Origin of the sequence: Solilutibacter tolerans (assembly GCF_900155935.1) — a bacterium.
Classification (GTDB): domain Bacteria; phylum Pseudomonadota; class Gammaproteobacteria; order Xanthomonadales; family Xanthomonadaceae; genus Solilutibacter; species Solilutibacter tolerans.
Genome location: NZ_FTLW01000002.1, coordinates 241,504 through 255,980, shown reverse-complemented (window position 1 = coordinate 255,980; position 14,477 = coordinate 241,504). Strand labels below are relative to the sequence as shown.

The window sequence follows — 14,477 nt, the reverse complement described above, 5'->3', positions numbered from 1 at the left end:
TATTGATGTCGTATCGAAGGACATGCCTGGAAATACTTGTGCTGGCATCGGTGTTCATTCCGGTGCAGGCAGCACTTGCCTCGACCGACCAGGTGATCTGGGAAAATCAGGGGATGGCCAATGGCGCAGCTATCGCCAATCCCAGGACATTGAATGATCAGTTGGGCTGGTTCACGGTTTCGGCTACCTCCAGCAGCACCATCAGCGGGACTTCCAGCTATACCTACAACGCCGGGACCACCGGCGGCCATGCCGGCTATGCACGTATTGAGTTCGATGCCACAACCGATTCGCCAAGCAATGCCTACACGGTCACCTATACTTTCAGCCAGCCGGTCTACAACCTGCAGTTCATGGTGATGGACGTGGACCGTTCCGGTTCGTGGGCGGATGCCGTCGAAATCTTCTACAACGGCACGAACAATGTGGTGGGAACAAGTTTCGCAACGCCTGGCAGCGGTGTCGCGTTGGACAACGAAAGCTACATGACGGGCTATGAGGGAGCGGATAACTGCTCCGGCCAAACCAACTGCAACATCAACATGAATTTCGGGTCGACTGCCGTCAGCTCGGTGACAATCCGTTTCTTCAGTTCGGACGATGCCCCATCGAATCCGAGCGCCCAGTTCATCGGCATCTCGGACTTCACCACGACGGTGGCGCGGGTCACCCTGCGCAAGCAGTGGTCGGGTGCGGTGGTCGGGGATGACGCCACGGTGGCCCTGAGCCGCGGCGGGACAGTCATCGACACCCTGGCCTCGGATGCTGGTACCGCGAATGAGCTGGATACCGATGCGACACCGGTCATCACCAACGTGAGCGAGACGCTGACGCTTGCTGAAACCTTGGCCGCAGGTAACACCGGGCTCTATGACGGCACCCTGGCCTGTACCGGCACCAGTGACACCACGCCGTCGAACGGCCTGACTGTCGGCGCCACCGATGGGGCGATCGTGTGCACCTTCACTAACACGCGCCAGCTGGCGGCCTTAGCCATTACCAAAACCGATGGCGAGAGCCAGGTTACATCAGGAGCAAGCACCACTTACACGATCACCGTGAGCAATGATGGCCCTGCCAACGTCGCCAATGCGCTAGTCCGTGACGTGGCGACGGGGAGCGGCTGCGGCACGTCTTCCGCCAGTGGGCTGTGCAACTGCAGCGTGTCGACGCAGTGCAGCGTGGTATCGGGTACGGCCACTTGTCCCGTCAGCAGCGCGCTGACCTATTCCAACTTGAGCGGGACTGGTGTTTCCATCCCATTGTTGAACGCCAACAGCAGTGTCCAGTTCCAGGTGAGCTGCCAGGTGTTTTGAACTGCATGCGCCAGGAGCGTCGTGCCGCGGCGGCGTAGTTGTTAAAATATCGTCATGAAACCGATTCGCATGATGATCCCCCTGTCCGGCTTGCTGGGCCTGCTGCTGCCGGTGACGGCCGCGTTCGCGCAAACGGTGCCCGCACCGTCCGAGTTTTATTTCGATGAAGATCGCAGCACTGCCCAGCCCATCATCGCCGTGCGCGGCGAGGGCGATGCGCTGGTGGATCGCCTGGCCAGGATGATCGAGCGTGACCCGCGCGCGCGTGAACCGATGCTGCAATTGGCCGGGATCGCTATGAAGAGTGATCGCGAAGCTTTGGGTCGCGACCTGTATGCGCGTGCGATGGCGGGGCTGGATCGGAATAATCGACTGATGCGCCCGGCCCGCTGGAACTACGGTTGGGATCTGTATCGCGCAGGGGATGCGAGTGGCGCACTGGCGCAATGGGCCGTGCTGGCCGAGCCGGGTCCGATTCGCGGCGAGTGGTTGCCCACCACCTTGGCCGTGGCCTTGTGGACGCTGGAGCGTAAGGACGAAGCGGTGAAGTGGTATGCCGCCGCGGTACGCACCTATCCGGATCGCTGGAGCTCACCGCGCGATATCGCGGCCCTGTTGCCCACCTGGCGAGACGCTGATCGCGCCACCTTGATCGAGGTGCAGCGTGCCTGGGCGGCCAATCCGCCGACCTGGCCCTGATCCAGCGCCAGGCCGGGCAGGCCTCAGTCCGCCGGCACCGTGCGGCTGGCCGCCCAATCGCGCAGGGCCTGCACGCGCTCGTGCATGACGACGGAGAGCGGGCGAGTGGCGCGGAGCTCCTGGCGCAGGGTGAAATCGGTCACCGGCATGTCCACGCCATGCGCAGCGTAGAGCGCGGCCACGATGACTTGCTCAATCTCGGCGCCTGAAAAGCCGTCGCTGGCCTGGGCCAAGGCCGGCAAGTCGAAGCTGGCGGCATCCAGGCCACGCTTGATCAAATGCAGGCGGAAGAGTTCCGCGCGCACATCGGCATCGGGCAGGTCGATGAAGAAGATTTCGTCGAAGCGGCCCTTGCGCAGCAACTCGGCGGGCAGGGCATCGATCTGGTTGGCGGTGGCGACCAGAAACACGCGTGATTTGCGCTCCGCCATCCAGGTCAGCAGAAAGCCAAGCACGCGGCGAGACACGCCGCCGTCAGCGTCGCCGCCATCACTGGACAGGCCTTTCTCGATTTCGTCGATCCACAGCACGCAGGGCGCGAGTTGTTCGGTCGAGGCAAGCGCCGCGCGCAGGTTCTTTTCGGTCTCGCCGTGGTACTTGTCGTACAGCGTGCCGAAGTCGAGCCGCACCAAGGGCACCTGTAGGCCGCCGGCGATCGCCTTCGCCAACATCGATTTGCCGCACCCCTGCACACCCAGCAGCAGCATGCCCTTGGGAGGGTCCAGGCCCGGCGGCGCATCACCTTCGACAAATACGCGCCGGCGCTGTTCCACCCAGCGCTTCAGTCGGCGCGCACCGGCCACATCGGCAAAGCGTGCGGTGTCGTATTCGTAATGCAGGTGTCCGCTCTTGTTGAGCAGCTCGAATTTCAGTTTGGCGAGTGCGGGCAAGTCATCGTGGCTCAACGCGCCGTCGCGAAAAATCAGTTGCCGGGCGATGCGACGGGCATCGGTTTCTGACAGGCCTTGCAGATTGCGAACGATCTGGGTGGCGGCATCCTGGTTGACTTCGGCGCGGCGACCGCCGTGCTCGCGTGCGTAGTGGGCGGCTTCATCCGCGACGATCGCTTGCAATGCCTGCGCATCGGGCAGGCGCGGGCTGAAGCGGGTGGCCAGCGCCTCGAGCTCATCGGGCAACTCCACCTTCGTGCCGACCATCACGATGACGTGGGGTTGGCCGTCTGTGCGCTGCAGGATGTCGCGCAGCATGCGCTGGGTGGTGGCGTATTGCAGGTAAGGGTGGAAATCCAGCAGCAGATAAATGCCGCGCTGATGGGCATTGCGGATCGCGGCCAGCGTGCTGCTGGCGTCCGGCGCGATGCCCGACGCTTGCTCGCCGCCCAGGTCCAATCGGCACAGGCCCTCGGTGATCGACCAGCGCCACAGGGCGCGCCATGCCTGCCCCAGTGCTTGCCGGAACAGCGCCACCACGCGCGGCTCATCCGGTGTTTCGATCACGATCAAGGGGGTGTTGGCGCGGATCAGCGCGACCAGGTCTTGCAGCTCGTTCATGCAACCAGATCCATCAAGGCGCGGCCACGATAGCAAACCAGCCATGCGGCACCAGGGTGGCGATGCTAGGCTTCACCCAGGCTTGGGAGGATGTTGATGAAAACGATCCTGGTGGCAAGTTCGAAAGGTGGTGTGGGCAAGACCACGGTGGCAACCCAACTCGCGGCGCAGGCAGCGATCGAGGGCCTGAATACTGTGCTGGTGGATGCGGACCCACAAGGCTCCGCCACCCGCTGGGCCGAGCGCCGCGCAGAGCTTGACTCGGCTGTGCTGCCGGTAGATGGCACCCGTGCAGGTTGGCGCAATCGCATCCCCGAAGACGCCCAGCGGGTGATCATCGATGCGCCCGCCGGCGCCATGGGCGGCGATCTGCAGCCCTTTCTCGACATCGCTGATGCGGTCGTCGTGCCTGTGCCGCCGTCCGCCCTCGACATCGAGGCCACCGTGCCTTTCCTCAATGCACTCGGCAAACATGCGCGGGTGCGCAAGGGCGATTTGCCGGTCGCCCTGGTCGGCAACAAGCTGAAGCCGTGGACCAACGCCTCGCAACAGGCGATGGATGTGCTCAAGCAATGGGGCGTGCCGTTGGTCGCCCAATTGCGTGACAGCCAGTCCTACGTCTTGCTGACGGGGCTGGGCCGCAGCCTGTTCGATTACCACTCCGCGCAAGTGCGTCAGCATCAGGAAGATTGGGCCCCGCTGATACGTTGGCTGTACAAGCCGCGCTGAGCCTGCGTTGACGCGATCACTGCGTCAGGGGCGCTAGGCTTCACTGCAAGGCTTTTGCAGATCGTGCAGCGGAGAGGTCGCGGATGCTGAAAGAATTGGTGGTGATGCGTCACGCCCATGCCGTCCATCCCTCTGGATGGCAGGCGGATGCGCAGCGTCCGCTCTCGCCGACTGGGCGCGAAGACGCATTTGCGGCGGGCATCTGGCTGCGGGATACCTGCGATCAGCCCGACGCCGTCATGTGCTCCACCGCGTTGCGCACGCGAGAAACCCTGGTCCAGCTGGCGCGTGCAGGCTGCCTGATGCCTACGCCCGAATTCGAGCCGCGCATCTACGAGGCGAGCTTGGGGGATTTGCTGGAAGTCATTGAAGAGCGCATCCAGGCCAGGCCCGCGCTTGAACGTCTGTGGCTGATTGGCCACAACCCTGGCCTGGAGCAGGTGCTGTTTCATCTGGACGCTGCGGCTCGTTTGTATGCCCTGCCGCCGGCTGGACTTGCGCGGCTGCAAATCGATCGCGATGCACGACCAACCGACCCGGGCGCCGCGACCATCGCCACGACCTGGATGCCCTGACCGGTGCGAGCACTCAAGATCTTGCCCGTGTTTGCCTGCATGGCGATGGGCTTGCATGCGATGCAGGCATGGCCACGAGAAATCGTCATCGACGGCAATCGTTCACATGCGCGCTTCCAGTTGAACCTGCCGCTTGGGCGTGAACTAGATGGCCGCTTTCCGCGCCTGGGTGCCGAGTGGTTGCCGCAGGGGGATGGTCGATGGCGGGTAGCTGTATGGCTGCCTGCCGACGCGGCGGAAATCCCCGATAGCCCTCGCTATACCCGGATAATGCGCAGCGAAATGTTCTTCGACAGTCGCCGCTACCCACGCATCCATTTTCTTTCTGACCCATTCGACGTGGCGATGTTGGCTCGTGGGGGCGACTTGTCTGGCGTGATGATGATGCGGGGTGTTGAGCAGCGCGAAACCTTGCGACTGTCGCCATCGACTTGTCGCCCACCGGTTCCGCGAGACTGCGTGATGGAAGCCACCGGTGAAGTCAGCCGCCGTCGTTACGGGATGAGGTCACTCCCCGGCGTGGTGGGAGATGCCGTGTATTTCAGCCTGCGAATCAACCACGGGAACGAACCGTGAGGATGTGGCATGCGCTGGTGCTTGCGTCAGCCCTGCTGGCTTCCGGCTGTGCCAGCTTGTCGGAGACGCAACGGGCCGAGGTGAGCCGCATCATCGACACGGAGCGCCCGACAGCACTGGATTGCGATGCTGCAGATCATTGCGCGCAACCCTCTGCCTTGCTTTCGCAAGTCAAGGCCGACGACCCGCAGCATCATGCATTGATTATCGATGCCGGGCAGGATGCATTGATGGCGCGCATCCATTTGATCCGCGCTGCACGCGAGCGTGTCGACCTGCAGACCTACATCTTTGATGAGGATGATGCTGGTCGACTGGTGCTGCGTGAGTTGATCGCCGCTGCGCATCGTGGCGTGAAGGTGCGATTGCTGATGGATCAGCTCACCGCGATGAAGAGCGCGCGCACCTTGGCGGCATTGGCTGGCGTGCATGCCAACTTCGAAGCCAAGGTCTACAACCCGGTCTTCAACAAGGGCAACCTCAGCTACACCGATTTCGCGATGGCTACCTTGTGCTGTTTCCGGCGCCTGAACCAGCGCATGCACACCAAGCTGTTGTTGATCGATGGCAAGGTCGGCATCACCGGTGGGCGCAATTACCAGGACGACTATTACGACTGGGATGCCGAATACAACTTCCGCGACCGCGACGTCATGTTGAGCGGGCCAGTCACTGCAGAAATGGCGGCCAATTTCGATGCGTTCTGGCAGTCGCAGCGCAGCGTTTCGGTGGCGGATTTGCGGGATGTTGCATGGGTGTTGCGCAACGAAGGCGTACCTGCATTGTCGACCCGCCCTTACGATCATCCGGATCGCGCACACGAGATGCAGCAGGCATCAAACGATGCTGCATTGTTGAGTGAGCGACTGGGCTCGAGAATTCGCCCGGTCGAAGGGGTGTCTTTCGTCGCCGATTTGCCGCAGAAGCACAAGCGCGATGAAAGCGCGGCGCGCGAGGTCGTCGCGCCCTCTACTCACGTGCTCTATGGCTTGATCGATTCCGCTCAGGAAGAAGTCTTGTTGCAGACGCCATATCTGGTGCTGTCGGATACGGCACAAGAATTGTTCGAATCGATGCAGGAACGAGCGCAGCCACCACGGGTGGTGATATCGACCAACAGTCTCGCCGCGACCGATGCCTTCATGGTCTATGCGCTGTCGCACAAGTACAAACGACGTTACCTGCGTCGGTTTGGTTTCGAGATCTACGAATACAAGCCGCATCCGCAGGCCTCCCCCATCGACTTGGTCGCCACGCGTAGCTTGCTGACGCCTGAAGAATCCAGCGAGCGCGAAGAGGCGCTCTCATTGCTCCGCCAGAAGCGGCGCGAAGCTTGGAACTCAAGTGCTCGACGCGAATACCTGGTGCAACGGCGTTTGTTGTTTGGCTCGCGTGGTAGTCCCATACCGCTTGAAAAGGCCGGGGTGCGCATCGGCCTGCACGCGAAGTCGATGGTGGTGGACGATGCCGTGGGGGTGATCGGCACGCACAATTTCGATCCACGCGGCGACCACTACAACACCGAGAGCGCGGTGATCATCCGTGACCGTGCATTTGCCGCCGAGCTCGCGGCCAGCATCCGCGGCGACATCGCCCCTGCCAATTCTTGGGTGGTCGCGCCGCGTACGCGCACGCCGATCTTGCCCGGGCTCAATTATTCGCTCCTGAAGATATCCGAGCAGCTGCCCTTGTTCGATCTGTGGCCGCTGCGTTACGCGACCAGTTATGAGTTCGTCCCTGGGCCGCAGTGCCCGCTGCCGTTGCGCATCGGTGACCCTCGTTTCTATGACTGCTATCGCGCGGTCGGTGACTTCCCGGAAGTGGATATCGGGCCGAAGTGGTTCGGCACCCGGGTGCTGACGGCCTTCGGGGCGGGGCTCGCTCCCATTCTCTGACCCGTGTTCTGGCATGACTTCGGCTGGGTGACTTCCGGCACAGGTGTTTTGTTGTTCTGGTGTATTACATTACCAACACACCAGAACAACACCCCGACAGGAGTTAGCCATGAACAGCACCGCCCCCCGCCTCCCGACCCGTGAAGTCAACCCGGCCCCGCGCCGCACCAGCCGCCGCGAGCGCAGCTTCGGCACCGGCTATGGCCGCAGCAGTGGTTATGCCGACAACGAGCGTCGCTACACCAGCGATTACGCCGCCGAACGCTTCCGCGTCCATTGAGCCTCCCATTCGGCACATTGGCGTAAGCTGACCAGCCTCCCCGTCCGGTCAGCTACGCCGATGTTCCGTCCTGATATCACCCTCGACACCCTCAACCAATGGTCCGAAGGGACCTTGATGCAGCCGCTCGGCATCCGTTTCACCGAAATCGGACCGGATTACGTGCGTGGCACGATGCCGGTCGATGCCCGCACCCACCAGCCTTACGGTTTGCTGCACGGCGGTGCTTCGGTTGCGTTGGCGGAGACACTCGGCAGCACCGCAGCTGGCCTGTGTGTCGAAGAGGGGCAGGGCGTGGTCGGCATCGAAATCAATGCCAACCATCTGCGCGGCGTGCGCGAAGGCATCGTCACCGGTACTGCCAGGCCGCTGCATGTCGGTCGTAGCACTCAAGTGTGGGAAATTCGCATCGAGGACGAGGCAGGCCAGCTGGTCTGCATTTCGCGCCTGACCCTGGCCGTCATCCGCAAGCGCGGCTGAGCCCATGCTGTGGCGCAACACGCGCAGTGCCGCTATCGTGGCGGGATGACTCTCGCTCGCCGCGACAACCCGCTCCTGCGCGTCATCCGTTACGCCTACCGGGTTCCGCTGCTCCTTTGGCATATCGCGGTGCATTTGCCTGCGGTGTTGTTGTTGATGTCGCCATTGACCGGCGGCATTCAAGTCGGCGGGATGCGTTTGGAATACCGGCTTATCCGTTGGTGGTCGTGGATGCTGATGTGGGTGTTTGGTATCACCGTACGCGGTATCGGCCAGCCACTACCCGGCGCGACCATGTTTGTAGCCAATCACGTCAGCTGGGTGGATATCGTCGTATTGCATAGCCAGCGCATGATGGGGTTCGTCGCCAAGCGCGAGATCGCCAGCTGGCCCCTGGTTGGATGGATGGCCAAACGCGCCGAGACGATTTTCCATCAGCGTGGCAGTCAGGAATCGCTCGGCGGCGTGGTCGAACAAATGGTCGATCGACTCCGTGATGGCCGCTCCGTGGGTGCCTTTCCCGAAGGTGGAACACGTGGGGGGCGCGGCCTGGGCCCCTTCCACGCACGCATCTTCACTGCAGCGGTTGAAGCCAGCGCGCCGGTGCAGCCTGTCGCGCTGCGTTATGGTGAAGGCGGCAGCGCGCAGACCCAGGTCGCCTTCCAGCCGGGTGAGAACTTCCTGCAGAACTTCCTGCGCCTGTTGGGTGACCCGGCCTGCGTGGCGGACGTGGTGTTCCTCATGCCAATCATGCCGGGCGATGCAGAGGGTCGGCGTCGCATCGCGGAAACCGCGCGCGAGCGAATCGCCGAGATTTTGCCTGCCGCATGAAAGTGGTCGATAGCGACTACCGTGCACCCTGGTGGGCAACCAGCCCTCATTTGCAGACCGCGCTCGCCAGTAGCCCCTTGCGTGTCCGGCGTGGCCAGCGTGAACTGGTAAAACTCGGCGCCGCCAACGAAGAGCATGTGTTGGATGCGGGCGGCGGCGTGCGCCTGCATGGCGTCCACACGCACTTGCCCGGCCAAGCATCGCGAGGGCTCGCCTTGTTGTTGCACGGCTGGGAAGGCAGCGCTGAATCCGGTTACATGCGTCTGACGGCGGCACGGCTGCTTGCGGCCGGTTTTGAAGTGTTCCGGCTCAACTTCCGCGATCACGGCCCGTCGCATCATCTCAACGAAGAAGTCTTCCACTCTTGCCGATTGGATGAGGTTGTCGGTGCGGCCAAGCAGGTCGCCGCGCGTTGGCCAACGCGCCCGATGGTGGCGGCGGGCTATTCGCTGGGTGGCAACTTCGCACTGCGCCTTGCCTTGGCGGCGCCCGATGCGGGCCTGCCTTTGGTGCATGTCGCGGCGGTGTGCCCGGCGCTGGATCCGGAACGCACCACCCAGGCGATGGAGCAAGGGTTTCCGCTGTACCAGACCTACTTCCGACGCAAATGGGCGCGTTCGTTGCGGCGCAAGCGTGAGCTGTTCCCCGAGCGGCATGATTTCGACGAGGCTGGCTTCAAGCGCGACCTGCGCGGCATGACGGCGTGGATGATCGACAAAGGCGGCTACGACTTCCGGAGTGTCGATGATTACTTCGATGGCTATCGCATCAGTCGTGAACGCCTGTCCGACATGCGCGTGCCCGCTGACATTCTGACCGCGGCCGATGACCCCGTGATTCCAGTCGAGGATTTCCATGCGCTGGAACTTCCCGATAGTGCCCAAGTGGAGATCGCAACCCATGGCGGCCATTGCGCTTTTCTCACCGATGCACGTCTGCATGGCTATGCGGAAGAATGGGTGGCCGCACGCCTGTCCGCTGCGCTCCAACACTGTGCTTGAACATTCGCCCAGCTAGCATCCGACCATCGACTTCATTGAGGATTCGCGCATGAAAATCCAAAGCGACAGCTTCGCGCATGGCCAACCGATCCCCGTCGAATTCGCGATGGGTGCAAAAGACGGCTTCGGTGGCAACCGCAATCCGCATCTTGCATGGGAAGGTGCGCCTGAGGGCACGAAGTCTTTCGTCCTTTTGTGCATCGACACCGATGCGCCGACCGATGCCTCATTGGCGGGCAAGGAAGGTGTGGAGATCCCGGTTGAACATCCCCGCGGCGACTTCGTCCACTGGGCCATCATCGACATGCCGCCCGACATGACCGAAATTACTGCAGGAAGCACGTCAAACGGCGTGACCAAAGGTGGCAAGGGCCCGTGTCAGGGCGATGGAGCGCGCCAGGGTTTGAACGATTACACCGGCTGGTTTGCGGGCAGTGATGAACTCAAAGGCGACTACTTCGGTTACGACGGCCCGTATCCGCCGCCCAACGATTTGCGCACACATCGTTACTTCTTCCGCGTGTTTGCATTGGATGTCGCCAAGATCGATGTGCCGAAGGTGTTCACCGCGCAGCAAGCGCTCGCTGCCATGCATGGCCATGTGCTGACCGAAGCCAGTACATACGGCACCTATCGGCTGCACGACTGAGGCGTCGGCATGTCACGCGTGCACGAGCGGTTGCACGCGCTCAAGCGGCAGGCTCTGCTGGTGTGGTTTATCGCGCGCCATCCACGCTTGCCATGGCATGTGCGCCTGCTGGCGATGGGCGTGGCCGCTTACGCGTTCAGCCCCGTTGATCTGATCCCCGACTTCATCCCGATACTGGGCTTGTTGGATGATCTTTTGCTGATCCCGCTGGGCGTGGCATGCGTACTTGCGCTCACGCCCAGCGATATACATGAAGAAGCGAAAGCGCAGGCCCAGGCCGCATCCACCAAGCCGGTAAGCCGCAAAGCGGCAGTGGTGATCGGTTTGCTATGGATGCTGCTGGTGGCCGCGCTTGCGTGGTGGGCGTGGCGTCGATTTCGCTAGCCGCGCACCGTCATTCCAGCGGCATTGCCGTGAACGAGAGTTTGTCGCCTGCGGGTGTTTCCAGGTGCAGTTGCTCGGGATGGCTTTCCATCAGGAACATCGTCAATGGCTGCTCCAGCAACTTCGCCATCACGGCGTCGTGCTGCATGCGCGGTTCGGGGCAGGCCATGGTGGACGCGAGTGCACCGACTTGAAGCTTGCCATCGACCATCGCATAGCGGCCTGACATGCGATTGCATCCACCCAGCACGCTGACACGATCATCGACGAATTGCAGTCGGTAATCGGTGCCCGCAGGCAACAGTGTCGCGCCATCGGCTGAAGTCGCGGCATTCAGTTTCCACGCGCCTTGCGCAGTTAAAGCGCTGGGTGATGTGGCATCCCGGGTTGGCGCAGGTGTGGTGGCGCAGGCCGCCAAGCCGATGGAGAACACGCTGGCGATCATGGTGTTTCGAAGTGACATCTCACGTCTCCCAAGATGGAATGGACACCTTAGCCCGGTGTTGGTTAACGCGACATGTGCGCTTAGAACATGCCGAGCTTGTTGGTGGATTCTTTGGGGATTTCCTGGCTCACATCCCACATCTCCACGATGCGTCCCTCATGGAAGCGCAAGATGTGCACGACGGCGTATTCGGTGTTTGCATCCTGTCGACGCAGGTGCGAGAGCGTCGCGACGCGATCAGCGCTTTCGACGGCTTGTTTGACCTCGAATGATTTGTTTGGCTCTTTGATCGCACTCTCTTTCATGGCCAATCGCAATGACTCGCGGTCCGATGGAAAGTAGGCGTTGTGATGGATGAAGTCATCGCTGACGAATTGATCGTAAGCCACGTCCACCTGGCCTTGTGCGCAGAGCGTCAAGAATTCGGTGGCTATGTCGCCAAGTGATGGAGTGGCCATGTATCGACTCCTTTGCCAGGTGCTGGCGATGTCGGTGACCTGTGAATCAGGCGGTCGCCGGCAAGAACACCAGAAGCGCGATGCCGAGCGCCAGGCGATATACGGCGAATGCAGTGAAGCGATGGCTTTGGATATAACGCAACAACCATTTCACCGAGATGAAAGCGGTGATGGTGGAGGCGATGAAGGCCACGCTGAGCGCTGCCCAGTCTTCATTTGCGATGCCGCCGTCTTGCAACATCGACATCAACTCCCATGCCGTCGCTGCAAACATCGTCGGGATACCGACCAAGAACGCAAACTCCGTCGCTGCGGAGCGCGAGGTAGTGCCCGCAAGCAACGCAACGAAGATCGTCGCCGCCGAACGCGAGGTGCCTGGGAAGACCCCGGCAACGACCTGTGCTGCACCGACGAGAATGGCGGTGGTCCAGGAAATCTCGGTCTTTTCGCCTTCGCGTGCGGCACGCCGAGCAGCCAGTTGCTCGGCGATCACCATCCAGACCGCGCCGATGATCAATGCCCAGGCGATCGGGCGAACGTGGTCGGGTAACTCCCACCCCAATTTCTTGACCAACACGCCGCCGACAGCGGTGACGGCGAATGCGGTCAGCAGCTTGAAGCCGTAGCGGCGTGCTTGGGCGGGCGAGATGTCGACGCCGAGCGGATCGTACGGTGCGCGCATGTCTCGGCCGATAAAGGCATTGACGAGGCCCCACAGGCGGCGGCGATAGATCAAGACCACCGCGAGGATGGCGCCGGCCTGAATGGCGATGTTGAACAGATCACTGCGGTGGCCCAGCCAGTGTTGCGCGATCAACAAATGACCGGTGCTGGAAATGGGCAGGAATTCGGTGATGCCTTCGATGATGCCGAGTAAGAGCGCGGCCAGGAGATCGGACATGGGGTTGGGTCAGGATGTGCAACCCGCATCATCGGGAATGTGGGCGGCATTGTCGAACCGGCGGGGACCGCTTTGCGCTTCGCAAAATTGCACCATAACAGTGATTATTTTTATGTGTGATGCGCCAATTTGGGGTTGTTGGGTGAAGTGATGACATCGACTTTCATATAAAACAACAAGATAGGCGCCCCTGAGTCATGGCACATGCCTTGCTGATGCCTAGGGCATCCCATCACTCCGGAGTCCCCGCATGTCCACCGAACACGTCCTGAAACTCATCAAGGATCACAAGGTCGAGTGGGTCGACCTGCGCTTCGCCGACATGCGCGGCGTACAGCACCACGTGACCTTCCCGGCCAATATCGTCGATGACAGCCTGTTCGAAGACGGCAAGATGTTCGACGGCAGTTCGATCAGCGGCTGGCGCGGCATCCAGAACTCCGACATGGTGCTGCTGCCCGATGCATCGACCGCATTCCTGGACCCGTTCACCGCCGATCCGACGATCGTGCTGACCTGCGACATCCTGGACCCGACCACCATGCAGGCCTACTCGCGCGACCCGCGCGGCGTGGCCAAGCGCGCCGAGGCCTACCTCAAGGCCAGCGGCATCGCCGATACCGCGTTCTTCGGTCCGGAACCGGAATTCTTCATCTTCGACTCGGTGCGCTTCTCCAACGAGATGGGTCACGTCTTCTACCACGTGGATTCCGAGGAAGCGCACTGGAACTCAGGTCGCGACTATGACGGCGGCAACAGCGGTTATCGCCCGATGGTGAAGGGCGGTTATTTCCCGGTCGCGCCACTGGATTCGCTGCACGATATTCGCGCAGAGATGTGCAAGACGCTGACCCAGGTCGGCATCGAAGTGGAAGTGCACCATCATGAAGTCGCCAACGCCGGCCAGTGCGAGATCGGCACGCGTTTCGACACGCTCACCAAGAAAGCCGACGACCTGTTGACGATGAAATACATCATCAAGAACGTCGCGCATCGCTACGGCAAGACCGCCACCTTCATGCCTAAGCCGATTGTTGGCGACAACGGCAGTGGCATGCATGTGCATCAGTCGCTGGCCAAGGGTGGCCAGAACCTGTTCACCGGCGACGGCTACGGCGGCCTGTCGCAGATGGCGCTGTGGTACATCGGCGGTATCTTCAAGCACGCGCGCGCGATCAACGCCTTCGCCAACAGCACCACCAACAGCTACAAGCGCCTGGTGCCCGGCTTTGAGGCGCCTGTGATGCTGGCGTACTCGGCATCGAACCGTTCCGCGTCCTGCCGCATTCCGTACGTGGCCAATCCGAAGGCGCGCCGCATCGAGATCCGCTTCCCCGACCCGATGAACACCGGTTACCTGATCTTCGCCGCGCTGATGATGGCGGGCCTGGATGGCATCAAGAACCAGATCGATCCGGGCTCGCCCAGCGACAAGGACTTGTACGACCTGCCGCCGGAAGAAGAAAAGAACATCCCGACCGTTTGCCATTCGCTGGACCAGGCGCTGGAAGCGCTCGACAAGGACCGCGACTTCCTCAAGGCCGGTGGCGTGTTCACCGACGATTTCATCGACAGCTATATCGCTTTGAAGATGAAGGAAGTGACCAGCTTCCGCGCCGCAACGCATCCGCTCGAATACCAGATGTACTACACGATTTGATCGTTAGCGGGCACGTGGAGTCCGTTGTATCCGATGGGCGGATGTCCGGCCCGGTGCAGTGCACCAGGCGCTCGATCGGCCTGCGCG

The 14,477-nt window shown here is 61.8% G+C and carries 17 protein-coding genes; 13 read left to right on the top strand and 4 right to left on the bottom strand.

Annotated elements, in window-relative coordinates:
• Window positions 1-5 precede the first annotated feature (5 nt).
• Both BW989_RS04360 and BW989_RS04355 read left to right on the top strand, forming a co-directional pair.
• Complete coding sequence (locus tag BW989_RS04360; RefSeq protein WP_083688226.1) at window positions 6-1,316, top strand: DUF11 domain-containing protein; 1,311 nt, start codon at window positions 6-8, stop codon at window positions 1,314-1,316.
• Window positions 1,317-1,385: 69 nt separating this feature from the next.
• Window positions 1,386-2,015, top strand: coding sequence for a tetratricopeptide repeat protein (locus tag BW989_RS04355; protein ID WP_129582842.1), 630 nt, complete (start codon window positions 1,386-1,388; stop codon window positions 2,013-2,015).
• Window positions 2,016-2,038: 23 nt separating this feature from the next.
• On the opposite strand, the gene BW989_RS04350 is transcribed toward BW989_RS04355, so the two are convergent.
• A complete protein-coding gene (locus BW989_RS04350) occupies window positions 2,039-3,526 on the bottom strand; it encodes an AAA family ATPase (RefSeq protein WP_076586435.1) in 1,488 nt (495 codons plus the stop codon).
• Between the two features lie 96 nt (window positions 3,527-3,622).
• On the opposite strand from BW989_RS04350, the gene BW989_RS04345 reads away from it, so the two are divergent.
• The 10 genes from BW989_RS04345 to BW989_RS04305 all read left to right on the top strand — a co-directional run bounded on the left by BW989_RS04345 (window position 3,623) and on the right by BW989_RS04305 (window position 10,926).
• Window positions 3,623-4,255: a ParA family protein gene (locus BW989_RS04345; RefSeq protein WP_076586433.1), complete on the top strand. Its 633-nt coding sequence runs from the start codon at window positions 3,623-3,625 to the stop codon at window positions 4,253-4,255.
• A gap of 83 nt (window positions 4,256-4,338) precedes the next feature.
• The gene (locus BW989_RS04340; RefSeq protein WP_083688224.1) at window positions 4,339-4,830 is read left to right on the top strand and encodes a SixA phosphatase family protein; all 492 of its coding nucleotides are present in this window, start codon (window positions 4,339-4,341) and stop codon (window positions 4,828-4,830) included.
• 3 nt (window positions 4,831-4,833) lie between these two features.
• Entirely contained in the window at window positions 4,834-5,406 is a 573-nt protein-coding gene (locus BW989_RS04335; RefSeq protein ID WP_076585740.1) for a YceI family protein, read from the top strand.
• 2 nt (window positions 5,407-5,408) lie between these two features.
• Complete coding sequence (locus BW989_RS04330; RefSeq protein ID WP_076585738.1) at window positions 5,409-7,301, top strand: phospholipase D family protein; 1,893 nt, start codon at window positions 5,409-5,411, stop codon at window positions 7,299-7,301.
• A gap of 109 nt (window positions 7,302-7,410) precedes the next feature.
• The gene (locus BW989_RS12560) at window positions 7,411-7,581 is read left to right on the top strand and encodes a hypothetical protein (protein WP_165688551.1); all 171 of its coding nucleotides are present in this window, start codon (window positions 7,411-7,413) and stop codon (window positions 7,579-7,581) included.
• Between the two features lie 60 nt (window positions 7,582-7,641).
• Window positions 7,642-8,061: a hotdog fold thioesterase gene (locus BW989_RS04325; RefSeq protein ID WP_076585736.1), complete on the top strand. Its 420-nt coding sequence runs from the start codon at window positions 7,642-7,644 to the stop codon at window positions 8,059-8,061.
• Between the two features lie 45 nt (window positions 8,062-8,106).
• Window positions 8,107-8,892, top strand: a complete 786-nt coding sequence (locus tag BW989_RS04320; protein ID WP_076585734.1) for a lysophospholipid acyltransferase family protein — start codon at window positions 8,107-8,109, stop codon at window positions 8,890-8,892.
• Window positions 8,889-9,893 carry a YheT family hydrolase gene (locus tag BW989_RS04315; RefSeq protein ID WP_076585732.1) on the top strand — a complete coding sequence of 335 codons (1,005 nt, stop codon included), beginning with the start codon at window positions 8,889-8,891 and terminating at the stop codon, window positions 9,891-9,893. Before BW989_RS04320 ends, BW989_RS04315 begins: the two co-directional genes overlap by 4 nt.
• 49 nt (window positions 9,894-9,942) lie before the next feature.
• Complete coding sequence (locus BW989_RS04310; protein ID WP_076585730.1) at window positions 9,943-10,542, top strand: YbhB/YbcL family Raf kinase inhibitor-like protein; 600 nt, start codon at window positions 9,943-9,945, stop codon at window positions 10,540-10,542.
• 9 nt (window positions 10,543-10,551) lie between these two features.
• Window positions 10,552-10,926, top strand: a complete 375-nt coding sequence (locus tag BW989_RS04305) for a YkvA family protein (protein WP_076585728.1) — start codon at window positions 10,552-10,554, stop codon at window positions 10,924-10,926.
• A gap of 10 nt (window positions 10,927-10,936) precedes the next feature.
• Here the strand turns inward: BW989_RS04305 and BW989_RS04300 are convergent, their stop codons facing one another.
• The 3 genes from BW989_RS04300 to BW989_RS04290 all read right to left on the bottom strand — a co-directional run bounded on the left by BW989_RS04300 (window position 10,937) and on the right by BW989_RS04290 (window position 12,730).
• Entirely contained in the window at window positions 10,937-11,389 is a 453-nt protein-coding gene (locus BW989_RS04300; protein WP_076585726.1) for an META domain-containing protein, read from the bottom strand.
• 62 nt (window positions 11,390-11,451) lie between these two features.
• Window positions 11,452-11,829, bottom strand: a complete 378-nt coding sequence (locus tag BW989_RS04295; protein WP_076585724.1) for a nuclear transport factor 2 family protein — start codon at window positions 11,827-11,829, stop codon at window positions 11,452-11,454.
• 46 nt (window positions 11,830-11,875) lie between these two features.
• A complete protein-coding gene (locus BW989_RS04290) occupies window positions 11,876-12,730 on the bottom strand; it encodes an undecaprenyl-diphosphate phosphatase (RefSeq protein ID WP_076585722.1) in 855 nt (284 codons plus the stop codon).
• A gap of 250 nt (window positions 12,731-12,980) precedes the next feature.
• Here BW989_RS04290 and glnA point away from each other — a divergent pair, with 250 nt between their 5' ends.
• Window positions 12,981-14,390 carry a type I glutamate--ammonia ligase gene (gene glnA / locus BW989_RS04285; RefSeq protein ID WP_076585720.1) on the top strand — a complete coding sequence of 470 codons (1,410 nt, stop codon included), beginning with the start codon at window positions 12,981-12,983 and terminating at the stop codon, window positions 14,388-14,390.
• Window positions 14,391-14,477: the final 87 nt, after the last annotated feature.

Coding starts and splice junctions, on each gene's coding strand:
- BW989_RS04360 (WP_083688226.1), top strand. CDS start 6: ATGTCGTATCGAAGGACATGCCTGGAAATACTTGTGCTGGCATCGGTG.
- BW989_RS04345 (WP_076586433.1), top strand. CDS start 3,623: ATGAAAACGATCCTGGTGGCAAGTTCGAAAGGTGGTGTGGGCAAGACC.
- BW989_RS04340 (WP_083688224.1), top strand. CDS start 4,339: ATGCTGAAAGAATTGGTGGTGATGCGTCACGCCCATGCCGTCCATCCC.
- BW989_RS04310 (WP_076585730.1), top strand. CDS start 9,943: ATGAAAATCCAAAGCGACAGCTTCGCGCATGGCCAACCGATCCCCGTC.
- BW989_RS04350 (WP_076586435.1), bottom strand. CDS start 3,526: ATGAACGAGCTGCAAGACCTGGTCGCGCTGATCCGCGCCAACACCCCC.
- BW989_RS04330 (WP_076585738.1), top strand. CDS start 5,409: ATGTGGCATGCGCTGGTGCTTGCGTCAGCCCTGCTGGCTTCCGGCTGT.
- BW989_RS04290 (WP_076585722.1), bottom strand. CDS start 12,730: ATGTCCGATCTCCTGGCCGCGCTCTTACTCGGCATCATCGAAGGCATC.
- BW989_RS04355 (WP_129582842.1), top strand. CDS start 1,386: ATGATGATCCCCCTGTCCGGCTTGCTGGGCCTGCTGCTGCCGGTGACG.
- BW989_RS04300 (WP_076585726.1), bottom strand. CDS start 11,389: ATGTCACTTCGAAACACCATGATCGCCAGCGTGTTCTCCATCGGCTTG.
- BW989_RS04325 (WP_076585736.1), top strand. CDS start 7,642: ATGTTCCGTCCTGATATCACCCTCGACACCCTCAACCAATGGTCCGAA.
- BW989_RS04320 (WP_076585734.1), top strand. CDS start 8,107: ATGACTCTCGCTCGCCGCGACAACCCGCTCCTGCGCGTCATCCGTTAC.
- BW989_RS04315 (WP_076585732.1), top strand. CDS start 8,889: ATGAAAGTGGTCGATAGCGACTACCGTGCACCCTGGTGGGCAACCAGC.
- BW989_RS12560 (WP_165688551.1), top strand. CDS start 7,411: ATGAACAGCACCGCCCCCCGCCTCCCGACCCGTGAAGTCAACCCGGCC.
- BW989_RS04295 (WP_076585724.1), bottom strand. CDS start 11,829: ATGGCCACTCCATCACTTGGCGACATAGCCACCGAATTCTTGACGCTC.
- glnA (WP_076585720.1), top strand. CDS start 12,981: ATGTCCACCGAACACGTCCTGAAACTCATCAAGGATCACAAGGTCGAG.
- BW989_RS04305 (WP_076585728.1), top strand. CDS start 10,552: ATGTCACGCGTGCACGAGCGGTTGCACGCGCTCAAGCGGCAGGCTCTG.